General features: G+C 65.6%; 13 protein-coding genes. 9 read left to right on the top strand and 4 right to left on the bottom strand.

Annotation, left to right across the window (positions count from 1 at the left end; translation table 11 throughout):
• The 3 genes from G3N94_RS30465 to G3N94_RS30455 all read left to right on the top strand — a co-directional run.
• A partial coding sequence (locus G3N94_RS30465; RefSeq protein WP_205796751.1) for an FAD-binding oxidoreductase occupies positions 1–937 on the top strand: 937 nt, incomplete at its 5' end.
• Between the two features lie 26 nt (positions 938–963).
• Positions 964–1,521 (top strand): XRE family transcriptional regulator, encoded by a 558-nt coding sequence (locus G3N94_RS30460; protein WP_205796749.1) that lies wholly within the window; start codon positions 964–966, stop codon positions 1,519–1,521.
• A gap of 153 nt (positions 1,522–1,674) precedes the next feature.
• Complete coding sequence (locus G3N94_RS30455; protein ID WP_205796746.1) at positions 1,675–3,021, top strand: glutamine synthetase family protein; 1,347 nt, start codon at positions 1,675–1,677, stop codon at positions 3,019–3,021.
• Between the two features lie 17 nt (positions 3,022–3,038).
• Here G3N94_RS30455 and G3N94_RS30450 read toward each other — a convergent pair whose 3' ends face one another.
• The gene (locus G3N94_RS30450) at positions 3,039–3,632 is read right to left on the bottom strand and encodes a TetR/AcrR family transcriptional regulator (RefSeq protein ID WP_205796743.1); all 594 of its coding nucleotides are present in this window, start codon (positions 3,630–3,632) and stop codon (positions 3,039–3,041) included.
• A 272-nt stretch (positions 3,633–3,904) separates the two neighbouring features.
• Here G3N94_RS30450 and G3N94_RS30445 point away from each other — a divergent pair, with 272 nt between their 5' ends.
• Genes G3N94_RS30445 through G3N94_RS30430 form a run of 4 tightly spaced genes read left to right on the top strand, consistent with a single transcriptional unit; the run spans position 3,905 to position 8,065 of the window.
• Positions 3,905–4,732, top strand: a complete 828-nt coding sequence (locus G3N94_RS30445; RefSeq protein WP_205796740.1) for a hypothetical protein — start codon at positions 3,905–3,907, stop codon at positions 4,730–4,732.
• 32 nt (positions 4,733–4,764) lie between these two features.
• On the top strand, positions 4,765–5,535 hold the full coding sequence (locus tag G3N94_RS30440; protein WP_205796737.1) for a Tat pathway signal protein: 771 nt from the start codon (positions 4,765–4,767) through the stop codon (positions 5,533–5,535).
• Between the two features lie 44 nt (positions 5,536–5,579).
• Entirely contained in the window at positions 5,580–6,806 is a 1,227-nt protein-coding gene (locus G3N94_RS30435) for an alkaline phosphatase family protein (RefSeq protein ID WP_205796734.1), read from the top strand.
• An 11-nt stretch (positions 6,807–6,817) separates the two neighbouring features.
• Positions 6,818–8,065: a cytochrome c peroxidase gene (locus tag G3N94_RS30430; protein WP_205796732.1), complete on the top strand. Its 1,248-nt coding sequence runs from the start codon at positions 6,818–6,820 to the stop codon at positions 8,063–8,065.
• A 104-nt stretch (positions 8,066–8,169) separates the two neighbouring features.
• On the opposite strand, the gene G3N94_RS30425 is transcribed toward G3N94_RS30430, so the two are convergent.
• Both G3N94_RS30425 and G3N94_RS30420 read right to left on the bottom strand, forming a co-directional pair.
• A complete protein-coding gene (locus tag G3N94_RS30425) occupies positions 8,170–8,559 on the bottom strand; it encodes a lysozyme inhibitor LprI family protein (protein WP_205796729.1) in 390 nt (129 codons plus the stop codon).
• A 52-nt stretch (positions 8,560–8,611) separates the two neighbouring features.
• Complete coding sequence (locus G3N94_RS30420) at positions 8,612–9,379, bottom strand: N-acetylmuramoyl-L-alanine amidase (RefSeq protein WP_205796726.1); 768 nt, start codon at positions 9,377–9,379, stop codon at positions 8,612–8,614.
• Between the two features lie 305 nt (positions 9,380–9,684).
• On the opposite strand from G3N94_RS30420, the gene G3N94_RS30415 reads away from it, so the two are divergent.
• Together G3N94_RS30415 and G3N94_RS30410 are read left to right on the top strand one after the other, a co-directional pair.
• Positions 9,685–10,725 (top strand): bifunctional nicotinamide-nucleotide adenylyltransferase/Nudix hydroxylase, encoded by a 1,041-nt coding sequence (locus G3N94_RS30415; RefSeq protein ID WP_205796723.1) that lies wholly within the window; start codon positions 9,685–9,687, stop codon positions 10,723–10,725.
• 74 nt (positions 10,726–10,799) lie between these two features.
• The gene (locus tag G3N94_RS30410; protein ID WP_205796720.1) at positions 10,800–12,236 is read left to right on the top strand and encodes a nicotinate phosphoribosyltransferase; all 1,437 of its coding nucleotides are present in this window, start codon (positions 10,800–10,802) and stop codon (positions 12,234–12,236) included.
• On the opposite strand, the gene G3N94_RS30405 is transcribed toward G3N94_RS30410, so the two are convergent.
• Positions 12,231–13,109, bottom strand: an 879-nt coding sequence (locus G3N94_RS30405; protein ID WP_205796717.1) for a PLP-dependent aminotransferase family protein, incomplete at its 5' end; no start/stop codon positions are given. The two genes, G3N94_RS30410 and G3N94_RS30405, sit on opposite strands and share 6 nt — an antisense overlap.

The raw sequence follows: 13,109 nt of genomic DNA, 5'->3' as shown, positions 1-13,109 counted from the left end.
TTCTTCCCCTACGCGACGCTCTTCCGATCTCAGCCTGTGGGCGGCCGTGCGGCCGCGCCGCGTCGCGATGCTCGCGCAGGCGCGCGACGAGGCGGCCGAGCGCTGGGGCTACGAGCGGCTGCGCGTGATTCCGCACGCCGAAATGGGCGACTGGATCGGCAGCGCGCGCTATCTCGCCGCGCTCTACGATCCCGAGGCCGGCCACCTGAATCCGCTGAAGCTCGCGCTCGGCGTTGCACAGACGATCGAGCGCGCTGGCGGCCAGATCTTCGAGCAGAGCCGCGTGCTCGACTATCGCGAGACGCCCGGCGGCTACATCGCACGCACGGCCGGCGGCGAGGTGCGCGCGGATGTGCTGGTGCTCGCGTGCAATGCGTACGTCGACCGGCTCGATCCGCACCTCGCGCGCCGGCTGCTGCCGGTCGGCACCTACCAGGTCGCGACCGCGCCGCTCGATCCCGACGTCGCGCGCGCGCTGCTGCCGCAGAACAGCTGCGTGATCGACAACCAGTTCGTGCCCGACTACTTCCGCGTGAGCCCCGACAACCGGCTGCTGTTCGGCGGCGGCTGCACATATCTCGGCGGCATTCCGGCGGACATCGCGGCGGCGACGCGGCCGCCGCTCGAACGCGTGTTCCCGCAATTGCGCGGCGTGCCGCTCGACTATGCGTGGGGCGGGCACATCGACATCAGCATGCGCCGCACGCCGGACGTCGGCCGCCACGGGCAGCGCTACTGGCTGCAGGGCTTTTCGGGCCACGGCGTGCTGCCGACGCTCGCGGCCGCGCGCGCGGTCGCGGACGCGGTGCTCGGCGACGACCGGCTGCTGACGCTGTACCAGCGGATCCGCAACCCGCGCTTCCCGGGCGGCGACCGGCTCGCCGCGCCGCTGGAAGCGATCGGCAAGGCCTGGTACCGTTTGCGCGATACCGTCTGACACGCAACCCACTTCTGGAACGCACCATGAACGAACAGGAAGAGATCGAGAGCCTGGCGATCCTGATCCGCGATCTGCGCAAGCACCGCAAAGTCACGCTGAACGATCTGGCCGACAGGATCGGCCGCTCGGTCGGCTTCCTGTCGCAGGTGGAGCGCGGCCTGTCGCGGCCGACCGTCGCGGACCTGACCGCGATCGGCGAGGCGCTCGGCGTGCCGACCACGTATTTCTACAGCCTGAGCAAGCCGCGCTCCGTGCCATGGGTCACGCGGCCCGACGAACGGCGCACCGTGTACTACGCGGCGGGCATCACCGACATACTCGTGTCGCCGAGCATGCGCGCACGCTTCTCGATCCTCGAGAGCCATCTCGCGCCGGGTGCGAGCAGCGGCGATCGGCCCGTCGACGACAGCGACGAGCAGGGCGGCTTCGTGCTCGAGGGCGAGCTGACGATCTGGCTCGACGGCGACGACACGCCGGTGACGCTCGGCCCGAACGATGCATTTCAGCTCCCCGCGCACCGGCGGTTCCGCTATGCGAACCTGACGGACGCGCCGACCCGGGTCATCTGGGTGTTTACCTGAGGTTTTACTGCGGTTGACGCGCGGGCCGCGCCCGTGCTCGCGTCCGCTGCATGTTGTCTGCAGTACTGATCGACGGGATTGCATGACGGCGCATGCCGTCCGTTCCGGTTCGCCGCAATGCGGCATCGTCACACTCGAAAAGAAGGATCAAACATGGCTGACGTCGTTTCCGCGCTGGTCGATGAAGTCCGGGCATTTCGCCAGACGCACCCCGAGATCCGTTATGTCGACCTGATCTGCCTGGATCTGCCCGGTCATTTCTACGGCAAGCGCTATCCGATCGACGCGCTCGAGAAGGTCGCGTCCGGGTCGCTGCTGAAGCTGCCGCAGAACTGCGTGCTGCTCGGCACGCAAGGCGGCCTCTACAAGATCGGCGACTACTGCTTCAACGACGGCGACCCGGACGCGCCGCGCCGGCTGATTCCCGGCACGCTGAAGCCCGTGCGCTGGGAAAGCCAGCCGCTCGCGCAGATGCTGATCAGCTCCGACGGCACCGACGCGCCGATCGAGTTCGAACCGCGCGAGGTGCTCGCGCGCGTGCTGCAGCGCCTCGCGCGGCGCGGGATCCGCCCGGTCGTCGCGTTCGAGCTCGAGTTCTACCTGTTCGGCGCGCAGCTCGAGGATGGCCTGCCGCAATACCCGCGCGACCGCCTGAGCGACGACCGCGACGATCAGCCGAACATGCATATCGAACGGCTGTCGCGGTTCTCCGACGTGCTGCACGAGATGGTCGAAGCCGCGTGCGAGCAGGGCGTCGATGCGACGGTGATCACCGCCGAGCTCGGGCCCGGTCAGTTCGAGATCAACTTCGGCCACACCGACGACGGGCTGCGCGCGGCCGACTGGTCGGCACTGTTCTGCCGCAGCACGCGTGGCGTCGCGCTCAGGCACGGCTATCGTGCGAGCTTCATGGGCAAGCCGTACCTGCATGCGCCGGGCAGCGGGATGCACGTGCACGTGAGCCTGTACGACGAAGCGGGGCGCAACCTGCTCGCGGCGGACGGGCAGCGTCCGCTGCGCCACGCAGTGGCGGGCTGCCTCGCGCTGCTGCCGCACTGCATGCCGGTGTTCGCGCCGAATCACAACGCGTTCCGGCGCTACGGGTCGATGGTGAACGCGGCGAGCCGCGCGAGCTGGGGCTTCGAGGATCGCGACGCGTGCATCCGGATTCCCGAATCGGACGCGCGCAACCTGCGGATCGAGCATCGCCTCGCGAGTGCGGACGCGAATCCGTATCTCGTGCTGGCCGCGATCCTGACGGGGATGGAATACGGACTCGAGGCGGGCAAGGAACCGATCGCGCCGCTCAACGACGATCGCGGCAGCGGCATCGATTTTCCGAAGGACATGCTGTCGGCGGTCGCCGCGATGCAGGATCATCCGGCCGTGCGCGAAGGGCTCGGCAGCGAGTTCGTGATGGTCTACTGCGAGAACAAGCGGCAGGAGCAACTCGACTTCATGAACGAGATCAACGCGCGGGAGTATCGGTGGTTTCTGTGAAGCGTCCGGCGCGTGGCTTATAGCGACTCGATACGCACCAGCAATTCAGGCAATTCTTTGGGCGGCGTCAATTTGTTCAACAGGCATTCGACAGCCCTGGCTGCCTGGTCGCGATCGTAGTGAGCGCCGGAACATTGCACCGCCAGGCCCTGCAGCAACATCTGCAAGGCCAGGAGTTCAGGGTCGGCGTGATCGTGCGGCTCCATGCCATATACGCGCTTTGGCACTGCGGCGAGTAGCGGTTCGATGCCTTCGCTCAAGCGGGCGTCGCCGCGCGCCGCCATCCAGATTTCGAACATGGCCAGAGGCGGGTGGCGCCGGCCGCGCCGCAGCACGGTGTGCAGCAACAAGTGAAACCGGACCGTGGCCGACATGGGGCCGAGCGCTTCCAGCCACGTCGCTTCGTAGTCGATCAGATATGCCACGACGGCAGGCAGCAGGTCGTAACGCCCGCCTGGAAAGTGATAACGCAGCGCACCCCGGCTGACACCAGCCAGTTCACATACCCGCGCTTCTCCAAAGGCCGCGTAGCCTTGCTCGTTCAGCAACGCAATGGCTGCCTTGATCAGCAGCTCCCTTGTGGACGTACTTCGCTCGGCTTGTGTTCGCATGGGCGTGATTGTACGTGAACTACACACGCGCGAACCCGGCGCCACGGCGAGCGCAACACCTGTCATAAATTAAACATACATGTTTGTTTAAATCTTGCCCGCGCAGGCTTGCTCTCCGCCACCTGCGTCGTAAGCGGGTTGAAGGCTGCTGCCGTCAGCGCAGCTTTGCTGTTGAAATAACGCGGTCGGTGTCGTCCGGCAGGCAGCCCGCTTGGCGGGCTTGACCCTTACGTGCAATGCACTTTCAATCCCGATTTAATTTTGTACTACTTATGAACAGAAACTCACCCGCTCTCCCGCGAAGGAATTTTCTTGCTGCAGGCTCGGCGATGGCAGCCACGTCGGTACTGAGCGCCTGCGGCGGAGATGACATTAGCGCGACCCCGATTCCTGTCAGCGACGGCGAACTTCAGGCGCAAATGGTCGGAAAGCTGACCGCGCAACTCGGTGATGCCGCGACCGCGAATGCGATCGAACCCGCGATGATGGACGTCGGATTCACCTGGGATTACCCGCTCATTCCGGCGGTCCAGATCAACGCGATCGTCGCGTACAGCTTCGGCAACCGCCCGAACGCGGCAAGCGGAAACACGTCCAGCACGGGCGTCAATCAGGCAGCATTGCCGGACCCGGGCCCCGTCAATGAGGCACTGGCCGATGCCGTTTACAGGATCTATCAGCTGAAGCCTGTCCGGGTTTTCGCGCAGTGGGAGATCGCCCGCTTTCTGCTGTCGAAGTATCAGATGGGTTCCAGCGTGCTGACCTCGATCGAGCCGGTCATCGCAAGCGACGGCACCATCGTGTACCTGAGCACCGCTGGCGTGGCAGGTGCGGCGCTTGCTCGAGCGGGTGGGGCGGCGGCAATGGGTAACGTTTCAGTGGTAGCACACCGCGACCATGTGAAGCGCTGCATCGAGATATCGCAGCTGGTCGGCATGAAGGCCTTCGGGGCCAAAGAGGTCCCGCTCCCGACGCTCTACGATCCGCAGTCCGGCCAGCCCTGGACGCGCAACCGCAGCCTCTATCTCGTTCACGACATGTATTCGCAGATGATCATGAAATCGACGATTCTCACGAGCCAGGCTTATCCGCACGGCTGATGCACCTGCCCAAACTCACGCGACTCACCATCATGCAAACACGCCGCCATTTTCTGGCATCCGTACCCGCATTCGCGGCCCTGGGCGCCTTGAGTAAGCCTGCTTTCGCCGATACCGTTCCTGCTTCGGATGCCGAACTTCAACACCAGATGCTGGGCAAGCTGACCACGGAGCTGAACGACCCGTCGATCGCGAACACGGAAACCGGCTATCTGTTCAACGTGTTCTTCTCGTGGACCCCGCCGTCCGTCGACGTCGGGCAGATTCGCGCGATCGTGGCTTACAGCTTCGGCAACGCACCGTCGACCGCGGGTGCCGGCGCGATGCCGGCCCCCGGCCCCGTGAACGAACAGATTGCCGATACGGTTTTCCAGCTTCACCAACAGACATCCGCTCCGATTTATGCGCAGTGGGAAGTTGCCAACGTGCTGGCGTCGAAATATCGATTGAGCGCCGCTGTCACGTCGGTGGCGCCGCCCGTCGTGGCCGCCAACGGCACGGTCACCGTGCCGATGCCGGACGTCGTTGCGGCCGCCGTCGTCAAGCAGGCCGGCTCGGCTGCCGCGCTGGGCACCGTGGGCGTCGTGACCCATCGCGACCAGGCGTCGCTCGCGGTGCAACTGTCGAACGCGGCCGGGATGAATTCGGCCGTGCCCGCGGGATTGACGTTGCCGTCGCTTTACGACGCCACGGCGCTGCAACCGGCCAACCGCCGGCGTGACCTTTACTTGCTGAGCAACCTGTCGGCCCAGTTGGCCGCGCTGCGGCTCACGCTCATCAATCAGCAGTATCCGAACGGGTAAGTCCTTTCGGATCGTTCCATTCCACAATGAGGTTCGGGAGTTTCATGTCTCGTCGTTACTGGATGCGCGCGGCGTTTGTTGCAGCGCTGGGTTCCCTTTTGGCGTTCATCGTCGCCGGGTGCGGTTCGTCGTCCGTGCAGGCGACCGGTTTGCAGCAGGTGCGCCATGTCTTTGTCATCACGCTCGAAAACGAAAACTACGCGACCGCGTTTGGCGCGAACACCAAGGCGCCGTATCTGGCGCACACGCTGACGTCGCAAGGGGCGTTCGTGCAGCAGTATTACGGAACGGGCCACGTGAGTTTCGACAACTACATCGCGATGATCAGCGGCCAGTCGCCGACGAAGGAAACGGACAACGACTGTCCGACCTACTCGGATTTCAAGCTGAGCGGCACGACGCCCGACGGTCAGGCGATCGGCACGGGCTGCGTGTATCCGGCGAGCGTCAGGACGCTGCCGGACCAGTTGAAGGCAGCCGGCTTCACGTGGAAGGGTTACGAGGAGGACATGGGCAACGATCCGTCGCGCGAGGCGGGGACCTGCGGCCACCCGACGCTGAACACGACCGATCTCACGCAGGCCGCGCAGGCGCCGAGCGCCACGGTGCCGGCGGGGGATCAGTACGCGACGCGCCACAATCCGTTCATGTACTTCCATTCGATCATCGACTCGCCCGATTGCGGGAAGAACGTCGTCAATCTGACTAATCTGGCAAACGATCTGAAATCGATCGATACCACCGCGAATTTCAACCTGATCACGCCGAACCTGTGCAATGACGGTCACGACGCGCCGTGCGTGAACGGTCAGCCGGGCGGCCTGACGAGTGCCAATGCGTTCCTGCAGAAGTGGGTGCCGATGATTACGTCGTCGCCTGCGTTCCAGCAGGACGGCCTGCTGATCATCAACTTCGACGAAAGCAGTTACGCGACCGTCTCGCAGCCGTCACCCGGCGTCACGGATCTCACGTTCGCGGGCACGACCTGCTGCAGCCAGCAACCGGGGCCGAATCTCGCACCGTTCCCGCAAACGTCGTCGCTCACGTACAAGGGGATGACGATCAATCTGACGAAGCAGAGTTACGGCGGCGATCAGACCGGGGCGGTGATGATCTCGAAGTTCATCAAGCCGGGCACGGTGTCGACGGTCGCCTACAACCATTACTCGCTGCTGAAGAGTGTCGAGGATATCTTTGGGCTCGATCATCTCGGCTATGCGGGGCAGGCGGGCCTGCAGGGCTTCGGCACGGATATCTTCACCAGTCTGTAGGCCGCCCGACGATGACCCGCTTTACCTTGCGGCGGCCGGTTCGCGGCGCACTCGCCGCGGCCGTCACGGTCTGGCTCGGCATCGCATCCGCCCACGCGCAGACCGGCGCGGCCACCGGGAGCGACGTGGCCGCGCTCGGCAAGCTGATCTTTTTCGATCCGTCCTTGTCGGCGTCCGGCAAGATGTCGTGCGCGACGTGCCACAGCCCGTCGCATGCGTACGGGCCGCCGAACGGCCTTGCTGCGCAGTTGGGCGGTGCCGACCTGAAGCATCAGGGCACCCGCGCAGTGCCGAGCCTGCGCTACGTATTGAACAGGACTCCGATCTGGTCGCATCCGATGGCCGCGAGTCAGGCGGAGCGCTTGACGGACGCCGACAACGCACCGGCGGGCGGGTTCGGCTGGGACGGGCGCTTCAACCGTTTGCATGAGCAGGCGTCGTTCCCGCTGCTCAATCCGAACGAAATGGCGAACAGGCGCCCCGAGGACGTGGTAGCCAAACTGCGGCGCGCGCCGTATGCCGCGCGCTTCCGGGCCGTGTTCGGCGAGCACGTGTTCGACGATCCGAAGCAGGCGTTCGCGCAGGCGATGGTCGCGATCGAGCGCTTCGAACTCGAGGACCCGGGCTTTCATCCGTACTCGAGCAAATTCGACGCGTACCTCGACGGCAAGGCCACGCTGACTGCACAGGAATTGCGCGGAAAACGGCTGTTCGACGATCCCGCGCGCGGCAACTGCGCGTCGTGTCACCTCGACCAGCCGGGGGCGAACGGCGCCCATCCGCTGCTGACGGACTTCACGTTCGAGGCGCTGGGCGTGCCACGCAACCGTGAACTGCGCGTCAATGCGAATCCGGACTACTTCGACATGGGATTGTGCGGCCCGCTCCGGACGGACCAGGCCAGCGACAAGACAAATTGCGGGCTTTTCAAGACGCCGTCATTGCGCAATGTCGCAACGCGTCGGGTGTTCTTCCACAACGGGCGTTTCCATACACTGAAGAGCGCGCTGAGATTCTACGTGCAGCGCGATACGAACCCGGAGAAGTGGTATTCGTCCGACGCGCATCGGCATGTCGTCAAGTTCGACGATTTGCCCGCGAACCTGCGAAGCAACGTCGATACGACGGACGAGCCTCTGACACGCAAGCGCGGCGAGCAGCCGGCGTGGAGTGACGCAGACATTGCCGACGTGGCGGCGTTTCTTTCGACGCTCAATGATGGCTACGCATCGGAGCATCCGGCAACTCATGCTCGTTGAGTGCCTGCCTGTGCGCATTGGCCTTGGACAGTACGCGTGGAGCGCGGAACGGAGACCGGAATCGCCGGTGTGCGGATTCCGGTCCCGAGGGGACGACAGAACGCTTATTGCCCCATCTTCGACGACACGCAACCCGTGCTCGAGCATTCGCGATCGCGCTCGCGCAGGAACGACAGGCGCGACTGCGTCATGTCGATCGCGCATTCGAGGTTCACGTAGTACCCGTCGTCGCGCGTATAGCTGCATTTGTCGTCGCGCTGCTTCAGCCACGCGAGCTGGCCTGTCTTCAGCGACGCCTGCTGGTCGCCGCTCAACTGCTTGCGCAGGCGGCCGTACTGATCGTTCAGCTCGCGGTCGAGTTGCGAGAACTGCGTGCTGCTGCAATACACCTGGTCGAATGCGCTGTGCGGCTTCGCGCAGCCTGACGCGTGCGCGGCGAACGGAACGGCAAGCGCGAACAGTGCGCAGGATGCGGCGAGCAGATTCTTTTTCATGTTGATGCTCCTCTGGCTGGGTAAAAACCGGTGACGCAAATGCGCCGCGTCGTCATTCGGACGCGGTGCACGCCTCGATGCCGCCCGCGATCGCGGCGGACAGGCGCTGGATCGTCTCGGGCTGCGCGAGCCGCTTCTCCTCGTCGGGGTTGACGATCACGCCGGCTTCGACGAGCACGGCCGGAATCGGCGCGGTGCGCAGCACGACGAGATCGTCGAAACGGTGGATGCCGAGGTGCGCGTCGATCAGTGGACGGTTTTCTCCGCGGATCGGTTGTGCGTGATAGAGCGACGGCGTCTCGCCTGCTGCGATGAGCTTCCCGGCGATCGCCTTCGCGCAGCGCAGGCTCTGTTCGTAATGCGGATTGCGCTCCGACACGAACACCGCGAAACCATGGAATTCGCGCTGCCGGCCAGCGTCGATGAATTGCTGCTGCATCGAATCGTGATGGATCGACACGAACAGGTCGGCATCGGGCGCCTGCGTCGAGCGCTGGTCGAGCTTGATCTCGCGGCCGTCCGCGGACGTGCGCAGCACGCGGTCGCCGTCGGCGGTCAGCCGTTTGGCGATCGCGCCCGACAGATCGAGGTTGTACAGGTATTCGACGCGACCGCTTGCGCCGGTCGAGCCGGGATGGGCAGGCGTGTGGCCGGTGTCGACCACGATGTACGGAGCGTGCGCGCTTGCGACGTTTGCACCGGCGGCCGGCGCGGTGTCTGCGGCGTGCAGCGCGAGCGGTGCGCCGAGCAGCGCCGCACAGGCGATTGCGCGCGCGGCGGCGCCTGCGAACGGGCGAAGGCGTTGGACGGTTCGGTTCATTCTTGTTGTCGTTGGGTTGCGGCTGCGCTCGACATATCGGCGCGGTGCCGTCGGCCTGCATCCAGCAGTCGGAATGTGCGGCGATTATAGCGGCAGCAGGCGACCCGGCAATGACAAAACCGCACGCGTCGAAGCGGGTGAAAGCGACGTGTAAAAGACGCGGCGGCGTATGAACCGCGCGTCAACGCATGAGCCGCGCGTCAAGTGGAGTGTGCGCTCGATTGACGCATCCCGCGAATTCTTCTACGATCCATTCCATGCCTTCGGGACAGACCCGAAGCGTTTCAATCTCTTGAGGGAGCCTCATGAGTACGCAACACACCAGGCGCTTCGATGCGCTTGTCTTCATTGGTCGTTTCCAGCCTCCGCATCGTGGCCACCTGAACGTGCTGAAATCGGCACTGAGCCGGGCCGAGCGCGTCTGCGTGCTGATCGGGTCGACCGACAAGCCCCGTACCATCAAGGATCCGTTCTCGTTCGACGAGCGCCGCCAGATGTTGGCTTCGCTGCTCGACGCGTCCGAGCGCGACCGCTTGACGATTGTGCCGGTGCAGGACTCGACGTACAACGACGGTGACTGGGTGCGCTGGGTGCAGGATGCCGTTGCGTCCGCGCTCGGCGACGTCGCGCAGAAGAAGATCGGGCTGATCGGCCACGAGAAGGACGCTTCGTCGTATTACCTGCGGATGTTCCCGCAATGGGAACTGGTCGAGGCCGATGCGACGGAAGACATCTCCGCCACCGAAATCCGCGACCAGTATTTCGCGGAACGCCCGAACAGCTTCGTGCAGTGGGCCGTGCCCGAGCCCGTGTTCGGCTGGCTCGAACGCTTCCGCACACAGCCGGAATTCGCGCAGCTGAAGGCCGAGGCCGAGTTCATCGCCGCGTATCGCAAGGCGTGGGCCACCGCGCCGTATCCGGTCACGTTCGTGACCGTCGATGCGGTCGTCGTGCACTCGGGCCACATCCTGCTCGTGCGCCGGCGCAGCGAACCGGGCCGCGGCCTGTGGGCGCTGCCGGGCGGCTTCGTGAACCAGGACGAACGGCTCGACACCGCGTGCATCCGCGAGTTGCGCGAGGAAACCGGCCTGAAGCTGCCGGAGCCCGTGCTGCGCGGCTCGCTGAAGGATCGCCAGGTGTTCGATCATCCGACCCGCTCGCTGCGCGGCCGCACGATCACGCATGCGTGCCTGTTCAGTTTCCCGACCGGCGAGCTGCCGCGCGTGAAGGGCAGCGACGACGCCGACAAGGCGCGCTGGGTGCCACTCAACGAATTCGCGCAGATGCGCAGCGTGATGTTCGAGGATCACTTCGACATCGCCTATCACTTCCTGGGGAAGCTGTGATCCACTGATTCCCCGCATTCCGGTCCGCCGCGACAGACGCGGCGGCATCTCAACGGCCTAGAGGAGCTCTAGCCATGCAAAACGATCTCGGCGGCCTTGCCGCGGTACTCGCCAACCCGATCCTCAACACGGATTCGTACAAGGCATCCCACTTCCTGCAATATCCGGCCGACGCGACCGCGATGTTCTCGTACGTCGAATCGCGCGGCGGCCGCTACGACCGCACGGTGTTCTTCGGCCTGCAGATGCTGCTGAAGGAATATCTGTGCAAGCCGATCACGCACGCGATGATCGACGACGCGCGCGACTTGTTCTCCGTGCACGGCGAGCCGTTCAACGAAGCCGGCTGGCGCTACATCGTCGAGCGCTATGACGGCTACCTGCCGGTGAAGATCCGCGCGGTGCCCGAAGGCTCGGTCGTGCCGACGCACAACGTGCTGATGACCGTCGAATGCGACGACCCGCAGGTGTTCTGGCTCGCGTCGTACCTGGAGACGATGCTGCTGCGCGTGTGGTATCCGGTGACGGTCGCGACGCAAAGCTGGCACCTGCGGCAGACGATCCGCCGCTTCCTCGAGAAGACCGACGACGACCTCACGCAACTGCCGTTCAAGCTGCACGACTTCGGCGCGCGCGGCGTGTCGAGCGCGGAATCGGCGGCGATCGGCGGCGCGGCGCACCTCGTCAGCTTCATGGGTTCGGACACGGTGCTCGGCGTGCTCGCCGCAAACCGCTTCTATCGCGAGCCGATGGCCGCGTATTCGGTGCCGGCGGCCGAACACAGCACGATCACGTCGTGGGGGCGCGACGGCGAAGCCGATGCGTACCGCAACATGCTGCGCCGCTTCGGGCTGCCGGGCGCGATCGTCTCGGTCGTATCGGATTCCTACGATCTGTTCGCGGCGCTCGACATGTGGGGCGGCGAGCTGAAGCAGGCCGTGATCGACTCGGGCGCGACGCTCGTCGTGCGGCCCGATTCGGGCGACCCGATGGCGATCGTGCTGCAGACCGTGCGTGCGCTCGACGCGTCGTTCGGCTCGACGCTGAATGGCAAGGGCCGGCGCGTGCTGAAGCACGTGCGCGTGATCCAGGGCGATGGCGTCGACGAGACGTCGATCGAAGCGATCCTGTCCGCGCTCGACGACGCGGGCTACGCGGCCGGCAACGTCGTGTTCGGGATGGGTGGCGCACTGCTGCAGCGGGTGAACCGCGACACGCAGCGCTTCGCGATGAAATGCTCGGCCATTCGCCGCGCGGGCGTGTGGCACGACGTCTGCAAGGATCCCGTCACCGACGCGGGCAAGCGGTCGAAGAAGGGGCGCCTGACGCTGCTGCGCAACCGGCGCACCGGCGAATACCGGACCGCGACGCTGCCGGTGGCATGGGGCGACCGCGCGGTCGAAAGCGAATGGGACGACGCGCTCGAGACGGTGTTCGATACGGGGCGGCTGCTGGTCGACGTGTCGTTGGCCGACGTGCGGGCGCAGGCGCACGCGGGGGAGGTGTCATGAGCCCCGCGCCGGCGCGCGCGCGTCGGCCGGTGCTGCCATTGCACGTTCGTCGCGCCGCGCGGCGTCCATCGCCCGCGCCAGCGCGTCGAACACGGCCGGACCCTTGCAGCGCGACACGTTGAAACGCAGGAACGACGTCGCACTGTGCGATGCGCTGAACACGTTGCCCGGCGCGAACACGACATCTTCGTCGAGTGCGTGACGCGCGACCCGTGCAGCGTCGAGCCGGTCCGGCAATTCCGCCCATACGAACAGCCCGCCGCGCGGCTCCGTCCAGATCCCGAGCCCGGTGCGCGTCAGCCGCCGGATCGTCTCGCCCATCGCGTCCGCGAGCCGCGCGCGCAAGCCGTCCATGTGTCTGCGGTAGGTCCCGTCGATCAGGAGGCGATGCACGACATTCGCCGTGAGCTGCGCATTGCCGAACGACGTCGCGAGCTTGAGGTCGACCAGCGGTTCGATCCACTCGGCGCGTGCGGCGATGTAGCCGCAGCGCATCGCCGCCGACAGCGTCTTCGAGAAACTGCCGATCGACAGCACGCGCGCGAGCCCGTCGAACGCCGCGAGGCGCGGCGCGGGCGTGCTCTCGAAGTCCGCGAAGATGTCGTCCTCGACGATCAGCAGCCCGTGTTCCGCCGCAAGCGTCAGCAGCCGGTGCGCGACGGGCGGCGCGAGCGTCGCGCCGGTCGGGTTGTGCAGCGCTGCGTTGGTGATGTAGAGGCGCGGCCGATGCTCGATCAGCGTCTGCTCGAAGCGCGCGAGGTCGGGGCCGTTCGGCGTGTACGGCACGCTGACGATCCGCGCCCGGTGCGCGCGCAGCAGCGCCTGGAAATTGAAGTAGCACGGGTCGTCGAGCACGACCGTGTTGTTTTTTTC

It is taken from the genome of Burkholderia sp. Ac-20353, assembly GCF_017104785.1.
In the GTDB taxonomy this organism is placed as follows: Bacteria; Pseudomonadota; Gammaproteobacteria; order Burkholderiales; family Burkholderiaceae; genus Burkholderia.
This window is presented reverse-complemented; position numbering and strand designations above follow the sequence as displayed.